This window comes from Psychroserpens sp., assembly GCF_045105015.1.
Lineage (GTDB): Bacteria > Bacteroidota > Bacteroidia > Flavobacteriales > Flavobacteriaceae > Psychroserpens.
Map to the genome: position 1 here is coordinate 24174 of NZ_JBGCCX010000090.1, position 21492 is coordinate 45665.

Here is a 21492-nt window from a genome sequence, read left to right on the forward strand (position 1 = left end):
ATTTCAACTTCAGCTAGAAAACTACCTAACAGCCACTGGCTGTTCTCCTTCTAATTTAAAACCTTCAGTCATGTTAACAGTTGTTATCTATAATCGTTTACCTGATTAAGTCTGGTTATAATTTATCAATTACAGCATTCAAGCGTTCTGTAATCTCATTAATACTACCAACACCATCAACTCCAAAATACTTATCCTGAGCCGAATAATAATCTTTCAAAATCGCTGTTTTCTTATAGTATTCAGTAATTCTATTTCTAATAATTGATTCATCTGCATCATCTTTTCGTCCACTTGTTTTACCTCGCTCTAATAAGCGACCAATTAGTACTTCATCATCAACTTCTAGAGCAATCATTGCATTAATTTGTGAATCTTTATCACTCATCAGTTTATCAAGCGCTTCAGCTTGTGCATTAGTTCTTGGAAAACCATCAAATATAAAACCATTTGCATCAGCGTTCTTTTCAACTTCAGCATTAAGCATATCAATAGTAACTTGATCTGGAACTAACTCTCCTTTATCCATAAAAGACTTAGCTAGCATCCCTAAAGCGGTTTCATTTTTTATATTGAATCGAAACACATCTCCTGTAGAAATATGAACGAGATTGTACTTGTCTTTTAAAAATTCTGCTTGCGTTCCTTTACCTGCACCTGGAGGTCCAAATAGCACTAAATTAGTCATGTGTTGTGTTGTTTTTAATTGATATATTTCTGGTAAGTCTCGACCTAATCCGTTATAGTCTAATCCATAACCGACTATGAATTTATTTGGTATTTCAAGTCCTACGTAATGTAATTTAAAATCTTTCTTATATGCTTCAGGCTTATAGAATAGAGTAGCTATTTTTAGCTCATCTACGTTTTCATTTTCAAAAATGCGATGCACTTCAGAAAGTGTATTCCCAGAATCTATGATATCTTCAAGAATAACCACTTTCCTGCCTGATAAATCTTGAGTTAAACCAATTAGTCGTTGGATATCTTCTGAAGACTTTATACCTTCATAAGATGCTAACTTTATAAAGGTAACTTCACAAGGTTTCGGATACTTTTTTACAAAATCACTTACAAACATAAAAGAACCGTTCAAAATCCCAACAAATACTGGAACTTCATCTTGAAGGTCTTTTGCAATATGATCAACCATTTTCTGAACAGCTGCATCTATTTCAGCTTCAGAAATAAAAGGTTTAAAGTATAAATCGTTAAGCTTAATCACTTGTTTTTAAATTTGAAAAAGCAAAGATAAACATTTGATTTTCGATTGACGATTTTCAATTTATGATTTTCTAATTTTCTTCCATTTTTAGTGTATTTTTGTAAAACGAAAATGATTTTTAAACTCGAAAAAATTCTGTTTTATTTTTCGGAAACAACTAAAATTGATGAACTACTTTTCTTCAAATTTTAAACTCGGCATTCTTGGTGGTGGACAATTGGGCAAAATGATGCTTTATACAACAAGAAAATTTGATATCACAACACACGTCATGGATTCTAGCGATGAAGCGCCTTGTAAAATAGCTTGTAACACTTTTGTAAAAGGTGACTTGATGAACTATGAAGATGTTTACAATTTTGGAAAAGATGTTGATGTGATTACTTTTGAAATTGAAAATGTTAATGTTGATGCACTTGAAGCTCTAGAAAAAGAAGGAAAAAAAGTTTATCCGTCATCAAAAACATTACGAACCATTCAAAATAAAGCAACCCAAAAATTATTTTACAGAGACCATCAGATTCCGACAGCAGATTTTACGAGATTTGCTTACTTATCAGAAGTTGAAGATGCTTTAGAAAATGAGGCTATAGATTTTCCATTTGTTTGGAAAGCTGCTCAATTTGGATACGATGGAAATGGTGTAAAAGTAGTAAGACAACTCTCAGACTTAAATAACTTACCTAAAGGTGAATGTATTACAGAAAATTTAATTCCTTTTAAAAATGAATTGGCTGTAATAGTTGCTAGGAATGAAACTGGCGATACTGAAATATACCCTGTTGTAGAAATGGAGTTTCATCCCGAAGCCAATCAAGTTGAATATGTGATTTGTCCCGCTAGAATTGATAATTCAATTGCAACAAAAGCTACCAATATAGCGCTACAAGTTTCAAAAGCATATAATCATGTTGGTTTATTGGCTGTTGAAATGTTTCAAACCGAAGATGACCAGATTTTAGTTAATGAAGTAGCTCCAAGACCACATAATTCTGGCCACCAGACTATTGAAGCAAGTTACACGTCTCAATTTGAACAACACGTTCGTGCCATATTAAATTTACCATTAGGTAAAACTGATAGTAAAGTCGGTGGTATTATGGTGAATCTTGTAGGTGCTGAAGGCTATACAGGCAACGTCATTTATAAAAACATAGAAGATATTATGACACTTGAAGGTGTTACACCTCATATCTATGGAAAAAAACAAACGCGACCTTTCCGTAAAATGGGACACGTCACCATAGTTAATGAAGATTTAAGTATTGCAAGACAAGTTGCAGAACAAGTAAAAAAAACCATAAAAGTGATAAGTGAATAGCATCACTTACTAAACACATACAAGCCTATGCAAAAAGTAGCAATTATAATGGGAAGCAAAAGTGATTTGCCAGTAATGCAAGACGCAATTGACATCTTAAAAGAATTCAATATTGAGGTTGAGGTTGATATTGTTTCGGCACATAGAACACCAGAAAAATTATTCGAATTCAGTAAAAATGCACACTCTCGAGGCATCAATGTTATTATTGCTGGTGCTGGAGGAGCAGCTCACCTACCAGGAATGGTAGCTTCATTATCACCATTACCAGTTATTGGTGTTCCTGTAAAAAGCAGTAATTCAATAGATGGTTGGGACTCAGTGTTATCTATCCTGCAAATGCCTGGAGGTGTCCCAGTTGCAACTGTGGCACTGAATGGTGCTAAAAATGCTGGTATTCTTGCTGCACAAATTATAGGAGCAACGAGTCAAACAGTGCAAAATACAATTCTGAACTACAAAGAAAGTTTAAAAATGAAAGTAATTAAATCATCAAAAGATTTAAAATAAAAAACCTCGCTTGTAAACGAGGTTTTTGAGCTATTAATCAATTATTTGTATAGAGTTGGTTAACTCCTTTTAAAATAATAATGACAAAACTATAATATATTTTATCATATTTTCAAAAAGTTATGATATTTAATGAACAAAGTAATTCACAATTTGCGATTTCGCAAGATAATTACTACTAAACAAGTGTTTATACCACAAATTCGTAAAACTAAATGACCATTTTAAATACATCTTTTGACACACCATATCAAACTGCACCTTTTTCAAAAATAAAAGATGACGATTTTTTACCTGCATTCAAAAAAGCAATAAAAGACGCTAAAGCAGAAATTGATATCATTTCAAATAATTCAGAAAGTCCAACTTTTGAAAATACTGTTGAAGCCTTAGATTTCTCTGGAGAGCAACTAGATCGAATTTCAAGTATTTTCTTTAATTTGAATAGTGCTGAAACGAATGATACCATTCAAAAGATCGCTCAAGAAGTCTCACCATTACTTTCAGAATTTAGTAATGATATTACTTTAAATGAAGACTTATTCAAGCGTGTTAAAACGGTTTATGAAAATAAAGACAATCTCAATCTTACAACAGAACAAGAAACACTTTTAGATAAAAAATATAAAGGTTTTTCTAGAAATGGAGCCAATTTACCTGAAGTCAAGAAAATACAACTTCGAGATATTGATAAAAAATTAAGTCAGTTAAAACTCAAATTTGGTGAAAATGTATTAGCTGAAACGAATGCATTCGAAATGCATTTAACTAATGAAGAAGATTTATCTGGATTACCAGGTGGCGCAAAAGAAGCAGCGCAACAACTCGCTGAAGCTAAAGGTAAAGAAGGTTGGGTGATCACCTTAGATTATCCAAGCTATATTCCGTTTATGACCTATGCTGATAATCGCGAACTAAGAAAAACATTAGCAATTGCTGCAGGAGCAAAAGCATTTAAAGGCAACGAATTTGACAACCAAAATAATGTGTTACAGATTGCTAAACTAAGGCATGAACGTGCTAAACTTTTAGGTTACAAGACCCATTCGCATTTTGTACTAGAGCAACGAATGGCCAAAACTCCGGAAACAGTTATAGATTTTTTAAATGAACTGTTAGAGAAAGCTAAACCAGCTGCTATAATTGAATTTAAAAATCTTGAAGCATTTGCTAAAGAGTTAGACGGAATTGAAACATTACAAAAATGGGATGGTTCTTATTACTCTGAAAAGCTGAAACAAAAACTATATAGCTTAGATGACGAACAACTTAAACCCTATTTTAAATTAGAAAATGTAATCGACGGTGTATTTACAATTGCTGAACGATTATACGATTTAAAATTTGAAGAAATTGACAACATAGACAAATACCATGAAGATGTATTAACTTACAAGGTGACAGATTTAAATGGTAATTTGGTCTCTATTTTTTATGCAGATTTTTTTCCTCGACCAGGAAAGCGAAATGGTGCATGGATGACCGTTTACAAATCACAATACATTAAAAATGGTGAAAATAGTAGACCTCATATTTCTAATGTTTGTAATTTCACTAAACCAACAAAAAGCAAACCCTCTCTCCTAACGTTCAATGAAGTTACAACGCTATTTCATGAATTCGGACACGCGCTTCATGGCATTTTAGCCAATACAACTTATCCTAGTCTTTCTGGCACAAGTGTATTTTGGGACTTTGTTGAATTACCTAGCCAAGTATTAGAAAATTGGTGCTATGAAAAAGAAGCTTTAGAATTGTTTGCCACACATTATGAAACAGGAGAAGTAATTCCTATGGAATTAATTAAAAAAATTAAAGCGTCTGCTGCATTTCATGAAGGCATGCAAACATTAAGACAAATTAGCTTTGGATTATTGGATATGAGTTGGCACAATAAAAATCCAAGTGCAATCACTTCAGTTAAAGCACATGAAAATGATGCCTTTAAAAACACAAAATTATATCCTGATGTTCCAGAAAACTGTATGAGTACAGCATTTTCTCATATATTTCAAGGTGGTTATAGTTCTGGATATTATAGCTACAAATGGGCAGAAGTACTAGATGCAGATGCTTTTGAATACTTTTTAGAAGAAGGTATTTTTAATAAAGATGTCGCTGAAAAATTCAAAAATCATGTACTATCTCAAGGAGGAATAGAAGATCCAATGACATTGTATAAACGTTTTAGAGGAAAAGCACCAAGACCTGAAGCTTTATTAAAACGTGCAGGATTAATTAACTAATATTCTAGAAAGAAAAGCATTAAACCAAATAAACTTTCAATAATTATTGAAAGTTTAAAAAATTCCATATATTTGTACTTTAATTAGCAATTATGAATTACGAAGACGCTAAAATAAAATTTGTAAGTACTTGGGGAAGTTTAGGCTCGCTTTGGGGAATCAACAAAGCTATGGCTCAAATTCAGGCACTGCTTTTCATCTCAATTAAGCCGTTATCTATGGAAGATATTATGGATGAACTTAAGATTTCTCGTGGGAATACCAGCATGAATTTACGTCAGTTGATGGATTGGGGAATTGTAACTAAAGAACTAATACCAGGAGAACGTAAAGAATATTTTACTACAGAAAAAGATGTACAAGAGCTCACAAGAATTATTGCTAAGGAACGAAGTCGTAGAGAAATTCAACCTGTTATAAAAGTATTAGATGACGTCTCTTCAATAAAAGATGATGGCACAGAAAAAACAAAAGAACTTATTAAACAAACAAAAGCATTACATGACTTAACACTAAATGCAGATACGATGATTAATAAACTAGTCAATCAAAAGCAGAACTGGATTACAAAATCTTTACTCAAACTCATAAAATAAAAAAATTTAAATCATACTTTCAATATTTTCTGAAAGTTTAATAACTATAAAATCATGAAGAATAAATTAAAAACTCGTACTGGAACTATTAAGGTTTCATGGAAAAAATGCCTATGGCTATACCTTATGGTTTTCCCAATATTCCTTATTGACTTTTCTTTAATTGAAATTAAAGATATTTTAATAAATATAATATTACTCTTCTTATCAATAGGAATCGGACATTCTGTTGGTTTGCATCGCGGAATAATTCATAAATCTTATAAAACATCTAAGTATTTTAAAAACTTCAGCTTACTAGCATTTACAATATCTGGATTAGGTAGTCCTTTAAGTTGGTTGAAACAACATTATTATAGAGATTATTGGCAAAACCGAACTGATTGTCCGACATATTTTCAATATAAACATTCTTTAATAACAGACTATTGGTGGAATCTACATTTAATGTTTATTCCTAAAAAGGAAGATTGCTATAATATTCCAAAAGAAGATTTAAATGATCCAATGATTTTATGGCTACATAAAACTTGGTTTATAAACTACTTCATTTTTATGATATTAATGTACATTTTTTTTGGATTTAATAGTATGTTAGTTGCAACATGTTTGAGAACCACTATCATAATTTTAGGGCATTGGTATATTGGTTATGCTTCACACAAATATGGTTATTCAAGATATAAAATTAAAAATGCAGATGAAAGTGGCTTCAATGATGTATTCTTAGGTCTTATATCTTTTGGTGAAGGATTCCATAATAATCACCACTCCCATCCAACATCAGCAAAATTCTCAATGAAATGGTATGAAATAGATTTTGGATGGATTTTAGTTTACTTGCTTTACAAACTGAATTTAATTTCTGAAGTAAAAACTCAAGAAAACAATTTAAAATCAACTGCAATAGCACATAAATCCATTAATTGGAAATTACCAAAATTTAACCTTTAATATTATTTGATTATGAAAACACGAACACTTCCTCTGAATCAAAAATTAGAAAAGAACACTATTGACATCATTGAATTTTACGATGAAGCTACAGAAGATTACAAATTTTGGAGTAACGATTTTAATATGCATTTTGGCTATTATAAACTTTTTAAAACTAATATCTTTAAAAGAGACACTATGCTCAATGAAATGAATAATCAAGTAATGAAACGCTTAAAAATCAATTCAAAAAAGCATCGACTGGTTGATTTAGGTTGTGGCATGGGAGCAACAATGAGATATGCTTTAACTCATTTTAAAAATTTAATTGCATATGGTGTCACGCTTTCAGAGTTTCAATTAAAACATGGAAACGAATTACTTGAAGGAAAAAATGGCATCATTATTAAAGAGAATTATAATAATACATCATTTCAATCTAATACATTTGACAGTGCAATCGCTATAGAAAGCTTTTGCCATTCAGGTCATGATAAAAAATCCATACAAGAAGCTTATAGAATTTTAAAACCTAATGGAAGATTAGTCATTGCTGATGCATTACTAAAAAAGGAAGTCTCACAATTGTATCCAGGAAGCAAATACGCATACAAACAATTATGCAATCATTGGAGTTTAGATAAATTAGAGCAAATTGACAACTATAAACAAGAGCTTGAAGATCTTGGATTTCAAAATATTAGAATAGAAGATATTTCATTTAGAGTTGCGCCATCAGTATTCCATGTTCCTTTTGCTATCATAGGCTTTACACTAAAGAAACTATGGAAAACAAAATCTTTAAAAAGAGAAAGTTTACATAATCTAAAGGGATCATTTTATGCTTTATTATCTGGATTACACATAAAAAGTTTTGGATACTATCTCATTTCTGCAACCAAATAATTATTAGTATCAAAAATCATTGAATTTAGATTTATCATAATTTTAGTTTATTTTTGAACTGAAAATTGTCAGAAAAAGAATGCCTAAGCACATTATTGATCCAAATCAGTGGATAAGTCTATATTCCGATTACCTATTTAATTACACCATCACACGTGTTAATGATAGAGAAATCGCAAAAGATTTAGTACAAGACACGTTTATGGCTGGCTTAAAATCTATGAAAAATTTTAAAGGAGAGGCTAGTGAACGTACGTGGCTCATTTCAATTTTAAAACGAAAAATTATAGATTACTATCGTAAGATAAATTCTAAAAAAGGCAAAGCTGAAGTTAGAATGACTTACAACACTGATGAAAACGAAGGTGATTGGCTGGAAGAACGCGTGGCTGACCCTTATGATAAAACTGCGGAAGATAGTATTGAAAATAACGAACTAGGACTTGCAATCAATAATTGCTTAGACAAATTACCAGAAAAACAAGCTCAGGTTTTTGAGATGAAAACAATTTTAAATTACGAAACTGAAGCCATATGTAATGAATTAGACATTACTGCGTCTAACCTATGGGTAATTATTCACAGAGCTCGAGTAGCAATGGCTAGTTGCCTTGAGAAAAACTGGTTTTAAACTTATGAGTAACAAAATTTTCATACCATGTCAAGAAGCAAATCATGTTTGTGATAAAACACAATACAAGGAGGCAACATTATGGGAAAAAATCAAATTAAATATTCATTTAATTTATTGTAACGCTTGTAGAAAGTACACCAAAAAGAATACTAGATTAACTAATTTAGTGTCTAAAGACCCTATTAAAATGGATACCTCATCTAAAGAGGGTTTAAAATCTGCTTTTGAAAAGGAATTAGCTAAGCATCAGTAATAAAACAAGCCACCACATAGGTAAACTTTCCACCCAAAACGAACTATAATACTTCCCTTGATGTTTCTCTGCATTCATCAAAAAAAGAACAATTACTAAAACAATTAGAATCAAAGTTAAAAGATGACTTTGGTTAATATCATCCTTAAAAAATTCTAAAACAATCAATACTGACGATAATATAAGACCGATTGTTTTAGTTCGCTTAACACCTATCCTCTGAGGAATTGTAGCTAATTTCAAACTGTCATAATTTAAATCTCTAATTTCAAAAGGGAGCATAAGAACAATTACAAAAATAAATCGTTGCACTGAACTTAAAATTACATCACCATGTAAATCATAAGCACTATTAATAACAGGTAGAAGTATTGTCACTCCTGACCAAACTAATGCAATGATATAAATTTTAAGTCCACTTACACTTCTTAGCTTTTGCTTTGTATCCACAAAAAACCGATTAGGCAATAGAGGAATGGCATATAAAAAGGTGATCATTCCAAATATTCCTATAGCAATTAAGCTTGCTCTGTTTAAATTCTGCAAAAAATAGCACATAACTATAAAGCAAAACATTGAAAATATTTGAATAGTTTTTAAAGCATTTGATAAGCTCCTATGATGAAACTTAGCCAATCCAAAATACTTCACAAAATTATATCCAGTTATAGAAGCTAAACCTATAAAACAAGCCATGTTTATATCAAAAAATACACCAAACTCTAAACAGGTAACCCAAGATAAAGCAACGACAGCTAAAGCTACATGAATACTACTATTGATATAAAAATCGAATACTGTTTTTAAAGCACGCATGTCACAAAAATAGGCAAACTGTTAATAACCAATTCAAATGGTTGAAAAGTTTCATTTTCGTTAACAATTTAAGGTCAATAATTCCTTAATTTTGCAAAAATAAAACTCAACTCAAATATCATTAATGAATACAGCAGATTTTTCACTTCGTCACATTGGTCCGAGAGAAGCGGATCAACAACAAATGTTACAAACAATTGGAGCGGATTCTATGGAACAATTAATCCATGAAACTATTCCTGATGGCATTCGATTAACATCAGATTTAAATCTTGATAAACAGATGAGTGAACAAGAATACCTGTTACATATCTATAGTCTTTCCAAAAAGAATAAAGTGTTCAAAACATTCATAGGTTTAGGCTATCATCCAACGATTATGCCTGCAGTTATTCAACGTAATATTCTAGAAAATCCAGGTTGGTATACAGCTTACACTCCTTACCAAGCAGAAATTGCTCAAGGACGCTTAGAGGCTCTATTGAATTTTCAAACGATGGTTACTGATCTTACCGGAATGGAAATTGCAAATGCATCTCTTTTAGATGAAAGTACTGCAGCTGCTGAAGCTATGAGTTTGTTATTTGCAGTAAGAGAAAGAGACCAAAGAAAAGCAGGGATTTGTAAATTCTTCGTGTCTGAAAATATTCTTCCTCAAACATTATCTTTATTGCAAACCAGAGCAACTCCAATTGGTATTGAATTAGTAATAGGAAAAGAAGAAGATTTTGATTTTTCTGAAGATTATTTTGCAGCTATTTTACAATATCCTGGAAAGTACGGACAAGTTACTGATATAAAATCATTTATCGAAAAGGCGAATGCATCTCGGATTAAAGTTGCTGTTGCGGCAGACATTATGAGTTTAGTTAAACTTGAAGCTCCAGGGAAATTTGGTGCTGATGTTGTTGTTGGGACTACTCAGCGTTTTGGAATTCCAATGGGTTACGGAGGTCCACATGCAGCATATTTTGCCACCAAAGTAGCTTACAAAAGAGACATTCCTGGTCGCATTATTGGTGTTACTAAAGATGCCAACGAAAATAGAGCACTTCGCATGGCTTTACAAACTCGTGAACAACATATCAAACGAGACAAAGCCACTTCAAATATTTGCACAGCTCAAGTATTACTTGCTGTTATGGCAGGTATGTATGCCGTATATCATGGCCCAAAAGGATTGGAGTTTATAGCCAACGATATACATAATAAAACAGTTGCACTCTCTAATGCACTTCAATCTTTAGGTTTTAAACAAAAAAATAGTGTGTTCTTTGACACACTTCATATCAAAGCTGATGCAAAAGCAATAAAAACCAAAGCTGAAAACAAAAAAATGAACTTCCATTATCCGAATGATAATGAAGTTGTTATTTCAATAAATGAACCAACAACTTTAGAAGAATTAAATAAAATTGTTTCTGTTTTTGCAAAAACTGTCAAGAAAGAATCAATTAGGATAAAAAACGTACCTCGAGAGAATAATATTATTGGTGAACTTAAGCGTCAGTCAGCGTTTTTAAAAGAACCTGTATTTAATTCACATCATTCTGAAACAGAATTAATGCGTTATATCAAATCTTTAGAACGTAAAGATTTGGCATTAAATCATTCTATGATATCCCTAGGATCTTGTACTATGAAGCTTAATGCAGCTTCAGAAATGCTTCCATTAAGCTGGTTTAAATGGGGTAAAATTCATCCATTCGCTCCTTTAAAACAAACTAAAGGCTATCAAATAGTTTTAAAAGAATTAGAAGACCAACTTACAGAAATCACAGGATTTGCAGGCACATCATTACAACCAAATTCTGGAGCTCAGGGTGAATTTGCAGGATTAATGGTGATTAGAGCATATCATGAATCTAGAGGAGACCAGCATAGAAACATTTGCCTTATTCCATCATCTGCTCATGGAACCAATCCAGCTAGTGCAGTGATGGCTGGAATGAAAGTAGTGGTGACTAAATCTACAGAAGAAGGTAATATTGATGTTGATGATCTAAAAGAAAAAGCGGAGTTACATAAAGATAATCTTGCTGCATTAATGGTAACTTATCCTTCTACTCATGGCGTTTATGAAGCTTCGATAAAAGACATCACGCAAATTATTCATGATAATGGTGGCCAAGTTTATATGGATGGTGCTAATATGAATGCACAAGTAGGTTTAACCAATCCTGGAAACATAGGTGCTGATGTTTGTCATCTTAATTTACATAAAACATTTGCCATTCCTCATGGAGGTGGTGGACCAGGTGTTGGACCAATTTGTGTTGCAAAACAACTGGTTCCTTTTTTACCTGGTAATCCATTAGTAAAAACTGGAGGAGACAAAGCAATCTCTGCAATTTCTGCTGCACCTTTTGGATCTTCATTAGCATGTATTATTTCTTATGGTTACATAAAAATGTTAGGTGCCTCTGGTTTAAAACGCTCAACTGAAATTGCAATTTTAAATGCAAACTATATAAAGAAACGCTTAGAAGGTTCTTTTGAAACCTTATATTCTGGAGAACTTGGAAGAGCTGCACATGAAATGATTATTGATTGCAGACCTTTTAAAACTAATGGTATTGAAGTTGTAGATATCGCCAAACGCTTAATGGATTATGGTTTTCATGCGCCAACTGTGTCCTTTCCTGTAGCTGGAACCATGATGATTGAACCTACAGAAAGCGAAAGCAAACAAGAAATGGATCGTTTTTGTGATGCCATGATTTCAATCCGACATGAAATTGATAATATTTCTAAAGAAGACACTAACAATGTATTGAAGAATGCACCACATACGATGAGTATGATTACTGATGACGAATGGTTACTACCATATACAAGACAGCAAGCAGCATTTCCTTTAGATTTTGTAAAAAATAATAAATTTTGGCCTAGCGTACGTAGAGTAAACGATGCATATGGAGACAGAAACTTAATATGTACTTGTGCTCCAATTGAAGAATATATGGAAGCCTAAAAAAATTATTATCTTAATAAATACCCTTGAAAAATCAAGGGTATTTTTGTATATTTTTAAATCTATTCCATTTTTTTTGTCAATTCTTTAAAAATCTGTAATATTTGAACAAATTAAATATAGGTAATCATTTTATTGAGTACATTAGTAAATTGAACAAAAACCATTATATATGTCAATAAGAATCACAGGAACTGGAAGTTTTATTCCTAGTCGTATTGAAAAGAACGAAGATTTTTATAATCATGAGTTTCTTAATGCAGATGGTTCTTCGATAAATAGTTCAAATGAAATTATCGTTGATAAATTCAAAGCAATTACTGGAATTCAAGAAAGACGTTATATAAAACCTGACTTATTAAATTCTGATATTGCTTTTTTCGCTGCAGAAAAAACGATTGCTGATGCAAAAATCGATAAAGAAACTTTAGATTATATCATTGTTGCTCATAATTATGGTGATGTTAAACACGATGCAGAACAAAGCGACACTGTACCTAGTATAGCTTCGAGAGTAAAACATTTACTAAAAATAAAAAACCCAAAATGTGTTGGTTACGATTTACTGTTTGGCTGTCCAGGATGGATTGAAGGTGTTATTCAAGCAAAATCTTTTATTGCTTCTGGTTTAGCAAAACGCTGCCTAGTTATTGGCACAGAAACCTTATCACGAGTGGTTGACAAACATGATCGTGACTCAATGATATATAGTGATGGTGCAGGAGCTGTTATTGTAGAAGAATCAAATGAAGATGGTGGTATTATAGCTCATGACACTGCAACTTTCACTTTTGATGAAGCGCATTTCATATACTTTGGCGAAACAAACCATCCTGAAATAACAGATCAACGACGATATATAAAAATGTATGGTCGTAAGATCTATGAATTTGCTTTAACTAATGTCCCTTTAGCTTTGAAATCGTGTCTAGAAAAAAGTGGCTATGGGATTCAAGATGTCAAAAAAATACTGATTCATCAAGCCAATGAAAAAATGGATGAAGCCATTGTAAAACGTTTCTACAAACTTCATAACATGCAAATGCCAGAAGGCATTATGCCAATGACCATTAACACTCTTGGAAATTCCAGTGTAGCAACCGTTCCTACATTGTATGATATGATTTTAAAAGGTCAACTTGAAAATCAAGAAATCAATAAAGGCGATGTGATTTTATTTGCTAGTGTTGGTGCTGGTATGAATATTAATGCCATTGTTTACAAACAGTAAAATGGACAAAAAAATTGCAATTATTGGTGGTGGAAACTTAGGACAAGCAATTGCCTCTGGTTTGATATCTGATAACTTTAAGACTTCAAACCTTATAATCACACGACATAAAACTGAATTATTATCAGACTTCAAAAAGAAAGGTGTCAAAATCACATCAAATAATATTGATGCTGTAAAGAATTCTGAAATCATCATAATTGCTGTAAAACCATATAAAGTTGAGTCCATATTAAAAGAAATTTCTAAAGACATAACAAATTCACATGTATTAATTTCTGTGGTCAGTGATTTTTCAATTGAAGCTATTAATAATTCGGTGCAATCTTCACCAAGTGTATTTAGAGCTATGCCAAATACAGCAGCTTCTGTTAATGAATCTATGACCTGTATTGCATCACAAAACGCTTCCGAAGAAGACTCAAAAATGGTGCATTCAATTTTTAATGCTTTAGGAGAAACAATTAGCATTGATGAACAACTTATGGATGCCGCAACAGTTTTAGGCGCCTGTGGAATTGCTTATGTGCTTCGTTTTATAAGAGGCATGATACAAGGCGGAATTGAAATTGGATTTGACGCAAAAACTGCAACTCAAATCGCTACGCAAACTGTTAAAGGTGCCAGTGAATTATTATTAAAAGAAGGCAACCATCCAGAAGCTGAAATTGATAAAGTCACAACACCAAAGGGTTGTACAATTACTGGTTTAAATGAAATGGAACATCAAGGCTTTAGCTCTGCATTAATTAAAGGGATCAAAACCTCTTACGATAAGATTTCAGACTGATGTACGAAAACACTTTTCCAAATAAACGTTTTAAACACACGGTTCAGTTTTTAAAACAACATATAAATCCTTCAGAAACAATTTTAGATTTAGGAGTTAAAAACCCACTATCTGATATTCTAAAAACTGAAGGCTATACTGTTAAAAACACATCAGGCCTAGATTTAGATATAGACGTGTCTGAACTAACAAACTCAAAAGCAGATGTGATTACTGCTTTCGAAATTTTTGAACACCTCCTCTCTCCTTTTACAGTTTTACAATCTATTACATCTGAAAAACTTGTAGCTAGTATACCTTTAAGATTATGGTTTGCTTCTGCTTATAGAAGTAAAACTGACATGAGAGACAGACATTATCATGAATTTGAAGATTGGCAGTTTGATTGGCTTTTAGAAAAATCTGGATGGAAAATCATAGCGTCAGAAAAATGGACTAATCCAACAAAAAAAATCGGCATCAGACCATTACTTCGTTTAGTTACACCCAGATATTATATTGTCTATGCTGAAAGAATTAAAAGCGATAATTTATAATCTTATATTCCTAAAGTGTAACTTTGAATTCAAACTAAAACATATTGAATTTTTACATTATCATTCCTGCACATAACGAAGAAGATTCTATTGCCTTAACTTTAGAGTCCTTGGTAAGTCAAACACATTTACCAAAACGTATAGTAGTCGTTAATGATAATTCTACAGACAATACCCAAAATATTATTCAAAAGTTTACAAACTCATACCAATTCTTAACACTTGTCAATATCAACTCATCTGATAAGCATCTTCCTGGTGCTAAAATTATTAATGCATTTTATAAAGGTTATGAAACACTGGATAAAGACTATGATATTATCTGTAAATTTGATGCAGATTTGATATTTCCAAACAACTATCTTGAACAATTAGCGAAACATTTTCACAACAATAAAAACCTTGGAATGGCAGCTGGTTTCTGCTACATCAAAAAGAATGATGATTGGATTTTAGAAAATCTAACTCGTAAAGATCATATTCGTGGTGCTCTAAAGGCTTATAGAAAAACTTGTTTTGAAGACATTGGTAAACTAAAAAAGTCAATTGGCTGGGACACTGTTGATGAGTTACTTGCTAAATATTACAATTGGACTATTACAACTGACGAGTCTCTTCATGTGAAGCATTTAAAGCCCACAGGACTAAGCTATAATAAAAATTCAAAATACAGTCAAGGAGAAGCTTTTTATAAAATGCGTTATGGAATAACTTTAACGATTCTTACAGCATTAAAAATGGCCTTAAAAAAACGGAGTCTATCTGTTTTTAATAATTATCTCAAAGGCTATTATAAAGCAAATCGTTCTAACATAAAACACATAGTTTCTGAAGATGAAGGAAAGTTTATTAGAAAACTAAGATGGAATGGGATTTTTGAAAAACTGAAATCTAATTAAAACTCCAGCCTTTATAACTACTTGAGGCTTCCAGTTTATTTTCTATAGTATCATCTAATTCTGAAAAAAAATCAATTCCTGTTAGTGCTTCAACTTCATCAACAGCAACTACAAATTTATAAAGTGGTAGATTAGAATCTTTATGTGGCATTAAAAAAGCAATCATCTTAGTCTTTCCAGAATTATTATCAATTAACACTTTATAAAACTGATTGGGCACACTCACATCTTCATCTCCAATAGCTTTCATATTGCCCTTTAAAACCCCTCCTGTAATTACAAAAACACCATCATATTTTCTAGCCCAATACCTTACTTTTTGCTCAAGTGTATTCCATACTCCAGCATTAAACTGATGCTCTTGAGGACTGATATTACTTGTTAAAAATGTTTCATCGTGTGCTTCTTTACTAAAACGCCTGTCTCCAGCAGGACACAAGTGACCTCTATCATATCCAGATCTTTTATAATTTCGCCAATGTGCAGCACCAGTTTTAACAGCTTTATCAATTTCAAAATAAGGCCTTTTAAAATTAGTATTAGATAAGTGAGATTTTTTTAATTCATAAGCAACCCATTCGGCTTGTTCGTGAGTTTCATTGTAAGACAACGAATAATTTTCATGATGTACAATTTGACCTGTTGTACTCGATGGTAAAAAATATTCGTTAGTTTGAAGTTTGACCTCAGCACCTTGTTCAATAACTTTATTAGTTTCTTGATTCTCTAAAAAATATTCATAGCTAACGACCAATAAAACAATAATTATGGCTACTATGGGATAAATTGTTCTTCTTTTCACTATTAATCAATTATGTATCCTAAAGGCTGACCAGTTGATGCATTAGGAAAGCTAATTCCTAGCAATGCAGAAATCGTTGGTGCAATATCTGGAATAACAGTTCTTTGATAGGTTTCACCATGTTTAATGCCTTTGCCAAAAAACAATAATGGCACATGTGTATCATAGTTTGAACCACTTCCATGAGTTGTTCCTGTTTTTCTGTAGGCAATATATGATATATCGTTAACCAAAATAATATCTCCTGATCTTTTTTGATTAAACCCGTTTTGAAGTAAGGCTTCTATACCATTTGTAAAATTTGTCGAATTCATTATTGATGCAGTATACACTTTAGCAATATTATCATAATTAATTTGCTCATTTGCGATTTGCTCTTGCACTTCGGAAATACTCAAACCTAATTCTTTCAATTTAGCTCTATTTAAAAAAATCTGATTATTACTTATGTTTTCAATAACCTCATTCGTTCCATAGGTGTCTAATAAGAACTTTTGAAATTTCACTTTTCTGCGATCATTATAAAAATAACCTGCTGGTATTTTGGTGCTCTTTAAATACGCAGGAATTTCAACAGCGCCATGATCTGAGGTTAAAAATACTGTATAATCACCTATACCCACAGTGTTATCTAGGTAAATAAACAAGCGCTCTAAATCTTTATCTAGCCTAATGTAAGTATCTTGAATTTCCTTTGAGCTCACACCAAAGTTATGTCCAACATAATCAGTACTAGAATAGCTTACAGTTAAAATATCTGTATAATTATCCTGACCAAGTTGCTCTCCTTTAATAGCTGCTATTGCAAAATCTGTTGTTAAACTATTCCCAAAAGGTGTTCCTTTTAAGATGTCAAAATATCTGTTTTCGTCTTTAAGTGCATTCAAGTCATATGGAAAAGTTGGTGTTTCTTTACCATCAAATCCACCTTCAAAATCACTTATATCACTTCCACTTTCAGTGTAGGTAGAAATATCATAAAATGTATCCCAAACTTTAAAATAAGATTCAGCACTATTAGAAGCATTAAAATCAGAAACCCATTTGGGCAAGCTTTCCATATAATAAGAACTTGTTATAAAATGTCCTTCATCTTTACCTTTAAACCAATAAGCTGCATTTGCAGTATGTCCGGCTGGAAGGATTGCACCTCTGTCTTTAATAGCAATACCAATCGTTTTTCCTTTCATTTGAGTAAACAATCTATTTTCATCAGAAAAAGTAGTCGTAAGCATGCGGTGTGGAGACATTTGGCCTGAACGACTTAAAGTTCCAACAGAAGTGACTGTACTATCTGAAGCACAGTACACTGTAGACTTAGATGTTTTATCGTACCAATTATTACTTATTACACCATGATATTTAGGAGTTGTTCCAGTAAACACTGAAGCGTGTCCTGGACCAGTGTATGTTGGTACATAATTAAAATGATTGTTCTTACAATTAAAGCCTTCTTTGATCATACGTTTAAATCCGCCTTCACTATATTTATCATTAAACCTAGTGAGATAATCATATCGCATTTGATCAACAACAATTCCGACTACTAATTTTGGATTGTCATTTTGAGATTGAATTGCGTTGGTTAGAAAAAAAAGACTAACAGATATAAAAATGTACTTTAACATAAATCGTGTATTTCTATCTTCAAAAATACAGATTTTAAAACATCGGAGTTTAAAATTAAGGTTAAATAAGATTAGTTTTTTTACTTTAGCATAATCAAATTTCGCTATGCAATACCTTCACAATATTGGCACCTATTTTTTAATGATTGCCGAAATGTTTCGTAAACCAACCAAATGGTCAGTTATGCGAACACTTATCTTGAAAGATATTGATGATCTAATTATCGGTTCGTTAGGTATTGTTGCTTTTATTTCATTTTTTGTTGGTGGTGTTGTAACTATACAAACTGCATTAAATATTAGTAATCCTTTAATTCCCAAGTATCTTGTTGGTTTTGCCACTAGACAATCTGTAGTTCTAGAATTTGCTCCAACGTTTATCTCCATAATCATGGCAGGAAAAGTTGGCTCTTTCATCACTTCAAGTATAGGAACGATGCGTGTAACCGAACAGATTGATGCATTAGAGGTTATGGGAATCAACGCACTAAACTATTTGGTTTTTCCAAAATTCATAGCATTAATGTTGTATCCTTTTGTGATTTCAATTGCTATGTTTTTAGGTGTTATTGGTGGAATGGCAGCTTGTGTTTATGGAGGGTTTAGTACATTAGAAGATTATATTATTGGAGTACAAACGGATTTTATTCCTTTTCATATTGTTTATGCATTTATAAAAACGATAGTATTTGCATTTTTACTAGCAACGATTCCTTCATTTTATGGTTATTATATGAAAGGTGGTGCTTTAGAAGTTGGCAAAGCAAGTACAACTTCATTTGTATGGACCAGTGTCATGATTATTCTATTAAATTACATATTAACCCAAATGCTTTTAAGCTAATGATAGAAGTAAAAAATGTTGAAAAATCGTTTGGAGATGCTCATATTTTAAAAGGTATAAGTACAACTTTTGAAAAGGGCAAAACTAGTTTGGTAATTGGACAAAGTGGTTCGGGGAAAACAGTTTTTTTAAAATGTCTTTTAGGTTTATTCACACCAGAATCTGGAAGTATCGCTTATGATGGCAATATTTATTCTGAATTAAGTGATGATGAAAAACGAAATTTAAGAGCTAAAATGGGAATGGTTTTTCAAGGAAGTGCGTTATTTGACTCCATGACCATTGCTGAAAATGTGATGTTTCCATTACGAATGTTTACTAAACAAAGTAAAAGTGAAATGGAAGATCGTGTTAATTTTGTTCTTAATAGGGTAAACCTTCCTAATGCGCATCAAAAAATGCCAAGTGAAGCTTCAGGTGGTATGCAAAAGCGTGTAGCTATTGCAAGAGCCATAGTAAATAAGCCAAAATATCTGTTTTGTGACGAACCCAATTCTGGTTTAGATCCAAAAACAGCAATTGTAATTGACAATCTCATTCAAGAAATTACCGACGAATACAACATCACTACAGTGATTAACTCACACGATATGAACTCAGTAATGGAAATTGGTGAAAAAATAGTCTTTTTGAAAGATGGTCACAAGGCATGGGAAGGTTCAAAAGAAACTATTTTTAAAACAGACAATGAAGTTGTAACTGATTTTGTTTACTCCTCAGAATTATTCAAGAAAGTACGTAAAATGTATATTGAAGAAAACGAGTAATTAATCTTTCAAAATTAAAATTCGTTGATCTTTCAACTTATCCTTAAGCCATACTTTCATCTCACTTTCTCTAATTTCCACTAAGCTATCACTTAGTTTGACATTCCATTTAAGACTCACTACAGAGACGGTATCAACTTTAATAAAATCTGAAGATTCTAACATCTTAGCATATCCGAAATACTCTAAATCTGAAAACTTAATCTTTGCATCTTTAGCTACAGAGGTATATAAAATATCACTCGTGTTTTTAGTTTTATTTTCTAATTGATCGTTAAGACTTACAATGTTTCCTTTTAAGGTTTCAATTTCTTCTCTAAGTCCGTTAATGATATAATCTTTCTGCTCTAAATCGATGGTTGCCTTATCATACAATTCTATAATTTTATCTGTACTCCTGTTTTTATTTCCACTTATCTTTAAATCAAACATTTGAATGTTTTCATAACCTTTGAGCTCATTTTGAAGATCTGTAACTGTTGCTTCTGCAAGCTCTCCATTAAAAAACAAAGAGATGGTTTTAGAATCCATATCCATATCCTGTCGATGTAACCACAAATCATCATTGGATTCTACTTCATTTTTGAGAAAATTTTTATAATCACGTTGATACTTACTTTCGGTTAAGACATTTAAAAACGTCCAAACTGCTGGAACCATAACTAATATAGCTATCAAAGAAGCTAATTGTGCGATACGCTTACGTTTCTTAGAATTTGCATATTTAAGCATAGGAAAGCGTAAAATCTTCAGCACTAAAAATGTAGCTAATGCAATAAATATGGTGTTAATAGTAAATAAGTACATTGCGCCACCAAAATATTGGAAATTGCCTTCAGCCAAGCCATAACCGGCTGTACACAAAGGTGGCATTAAAGCTGTAGCTATGGCAACACCAAAAATCACAGATGCAATTGTACCTTTTTTTGTCCGCGCGATAATAAGTGCTAAACCACCAAAAAATGCAATAAGTACATCTCTTATATCTGGTCTTGTTCTACCTAAAAGTTCAGATGTTTCCTCACTCAGCGGGAATAACCAAAAGAATAAAAAAGCGGTTAATAAACTTAAAACAATCATAGTCGCCAAGTTGATAAGAGACTTTTTTAAGGTATCAATATCATTAATAGCAATAGACATTCCTACACCTAGAATAGGTCCCATTAATGGCGAAATAAGCATGGCTCCAATAACAACAGCTGTAGAGTTAGCATTTAACCCAATGGAGGCCACAAATATTGAACACACCAAAATCCAAGCTGTAGCTCCCTTAAAAGGAATATCTCCTTTGATTGCTTGAATAGTAGCGTCTCTATCTGTATCATCTCTAAAGTCAAGAAGTTCATTAAAAAACTGAGTCATACTTTGCCAAAGTCCTTTAGCATCTTGCTTAACAGCTTCTTTTGATTCTTCTACAGCCTTATCTTTATTGGCTTTAGCTTCGTCATCTGAGAAATTAAATTTACTTTCTTCACTCATAATTATCCATAATCTTCTCCAAAAGTAGACTTCACATTTTGGAGTACTTTTTTAATATCTTGCTCTTTAGTCTTTGGAAAGATAAGCAAAACTTCGTCT

At 32.1% G+C, this 21492-nt stretch carries 20 protein-coding genes; 15 read left to right on the top strand and 5 right to left on the bottom strand.

Features of this window, described 5'->3' with window-relative positions; genetic code table 11:
• Positions 1-115 precede the first annotated feature (115 nt).
• Positions 116-1225: an adenylate kinase gene (locus tag AB8B90_RS06810; protein WP_405335023.1), complete on the bottom strand. Its 1110-nt coding sequence runs from the start codon at positions 1223-1225 to the stop codon at positions 116-118.
• Between the two features lie 166 nt (positions 1226-1391).
• On the opposite strand from AB8B90_RS06810, the gene AB8B90_RS06815 reads away from it, so the two are divergent.
• The 8 genes from AB8B90_RS06815 to AB8B90_RS06850 all read left to right on the top strand — a co-directional run bounded on the left by AB8B90_RS06815 (position 1392) and on the right by AB8B90_RS06850 (position 8627).
• On the top strand, positions 1392-2546 hold the full coding sequence (locus AB8B90_RS06815) for a 5-(carboxyamino)imidazole ribonucleotide synthase (protein ID WP_405335025.1): 1155 nt from the start codon (positions 1392-1394) through the stop codon (positions 2544-2546).
• Positions 2547-2573: 27 nt separating this feature from the next.
• Positions 2574-3056, top strand: coding sequence for a 5-(carboxyamino)imidazole ribonucleotide mutase (gene purE, locus AB8B90_RS06820; protein WP_405335027.1), 483 nt, complete (start codon positions 2574-2576; stop codon positions 3054-3056).
• A 215-nt stretch (positions 3057-3271) separates the two neighbouring features.
• A complete protein-coding gene (locus AB8B90_RS06825) occupies positions 3272-5302 on the top strand; it encodes a M3 family metallopeptidase (protein ID WP_405335029.1) in 2031 nt (676 codons plus the stop codon).
• 92 nt (positions 5303-5394) lie between these two features.
• Positions 5395-5898, top strand: a complete 504-nt coding sequence (locus tag AB8B90_RS06830) for a GbsR/MarR family transcriptional regulator (RefSeq protein ID WP_405335031.1) — start codon at positions 5395-5397, stop codon at positions 5896-5898.
• A 54-nt stretch (positions 5899-5952) separates the two neighbouring features.
• On the top strand, positions 5953-6852 hold the full coding sequence (locus AB8B90_RS06835) for a fatty acid desaturase (protein WP_405335033.1): 900 nt from the start codon (positions 5953-5955) through the stop codon (positions 6850-6852).
• Between the two features lie 12 nt (positions 6853-6864).
• The gene (locus tag AB8B90_RS06840) at positions 6865-7740 is read left to right on the top strand and encodes a methyltransferase domain-containing protein (protein ID WP_405335035.1); all 876 of its coding nucleotides are present in this window, start codon (positions 6865-6867) and stop codon (positions 7738-7740) included.
• 79 nt (positions 7741-7819) lie between these two features.
• Complete coding sequence (locus AB8B90_RS06845; protein WP_405335037.1) at positions 7820-8371, top strand: sigma-70 family RNA polymerase sigma factor; 552 nt, start codon at positions 7820-7822, stop codon at positions 8369-8371.
• Positions 8372-8375: 4 nt separating this feature from the next.
• On the top strand, positions 8376-8627 hold the full coding sequence (locus AB8B90_RS06850) for a glycine dehydrogenase (protein WP_405335039.1): 252 nt from the start codon (positions 8376-8378) through the stop codon (positions 8625-8627).
• On the opposite strand, the gene AB8B90_RS06855 is transcribed toward AB8B90_RS06850, so the two are convergent.
• Positions 8610-9443 carry a hypothetical protein gene (locus tag AB8B90_RS06855; RefSeq protein WP_405335041.1) on the bottom strand — a complete coding sequence of 278 codons (834 nt, stop codon included), beginning with the start codon at positions 9441-9443 and terminating at the stop codon, positions 8610-8612. The two genes, AB8B90_RS06850 and AB8B90_RS06855, sit on opposite strands and share 18 nt — an antisense overlap.
• Positions 9444-9567: 124 nt before the next feature.
• Here AB8B90_RS06855 and gcvP point away from each other — a divergent pair, with 124 nt between their 5' ends.
• The 5 genes from gcvP (at position 9568) to AB8B90_RS06880 (ending at position 15873) form a co-directional block, all read left to right on the top strand.
• Positions 9568-12417 (top strand): aminomethyl-transferring glycine dehydrogenase, encoded by a 2850-nt coding sequence (gene gcvP, locus AB8B90_RS06860; RefSeq protein ID WP_405335043.1) that lies wholly within the window; start codon positions 9568-9570, stop codon positions 12415-12417.
• A gap of 172 nt (positions 12418-12589) precedes the next feature.
• Positions 12590-13648, top strand: coding sequence for a 3-oxoacyl-ACP synthase III family protein (locus tag AB8B90_RS06865; RefSeq protein WP_405335045.1), 1059 nt, complete (start codon positions 12590-12592; stop codon positions 13646-13648).
• Between the two features lies 1 nt (position 13649).
• Positions 13650-14438, top strand: coding sequence for a pyrroline-5-carboxylate reductase (proC, locus tag AB8B90_RS06870; protein WP_405335047.1), 789 nt, complete (start codon positions 13650-13652; stop codon positions 14436-14438).
• On the top strand, positions 14438-14974 hold the full coding sequence (locus AB8B90_RS06875) for a methyltransferase (protein WP_405335049.1): 537 nt from the start codon (positions 14438-14440) through the stop codon (positions 14972-14974). The genes proC and AB8B90_RS06875 overlap by 1 nt, the downstream gene beginning before the upstream one ends.
• 44 nt (positions 14975-15018) lie before the next feature.
• Positions 15019-15873 carry a glycosyltransferase gene (locus AB8B90_RS06880; RefSeq protein WP_405335051.1) on the top strand — a complete coding sequence of 285 codons (855 nt, stop codon included), beginning with the start codon at positions 15019-15021 and terminating at the stop codon, positions 15871-15873.
• On the opposite strand, the gene AB8B90_RS06885 is transcribed toward AB8B90_RS06880, so the two are convergent.
• Positions 15866-16675 (bottom strand): DNA/RNA non-specific endonuclease, encoded by an 810-nt coding sequence (locus AB8B90_RS06885; protein WP_405335053.1) that lies wholly within the window; start codon positions 16673-16675, stop codon positions 15866-15868. The genes AB8B90_RS06880 and AB8B90_RS06885 overlap by 8 nt on opposite strands.
• 2 nt (positions 16676-16677) lie before the next feature.
• Entirely contained in the window at positions 16678-18303 is a 1626-nt protein-coding gene (gene pafA / locus AB8B90_RS06890; RefSeq protein WP_405335055.1) for an alkaline phosphatase PafA, read from the bottom strand.
• Between the two features lie 106 nt (positions 18304-18409).
• Between pafA and AB8B90_RS06895 the strand changes: the two genes are divergently transcribed.
• A complete protein-coding gene (locus tag AB8B90_RS06895) occupies positions 18410-19147 on the top strand; it encodes an MlaE family ABC transporter permease (RefSeq protein ID WP_405335057.1) in 738 nt (245 codons plus the stop codon).
• Positions 19147-19914, top strand: coding sequence for an ABC transporter ATP-binding protein (locus AB8B90_RS06900; protein ID WP_405335059.1), 768 nt, complete (start codon positions 19147-19149; stop codon positions 19912-19914). Before AB8B90_RS06895 ends, AB8B90_RS06900 begins: the two co-directional genes overlap by 1 nt.
• Here the strand turns inward: AB8B90_RS06900 and AB8B90_RS06905 are convergent, their stop codons facing one another.
• On the bottom strand, positions 19915-21393 hold the full coding sequence (locus AB8B90_RS06905) for a DUF389 domain-containing protein (RefSeq protein ID WP_405335061.1): 1479 nt from the start codon (positions 21391-21393) through the stop codon (positions 19915-19917).
• Positions 21394-21492: the final 99 nt, after the last annotated feature.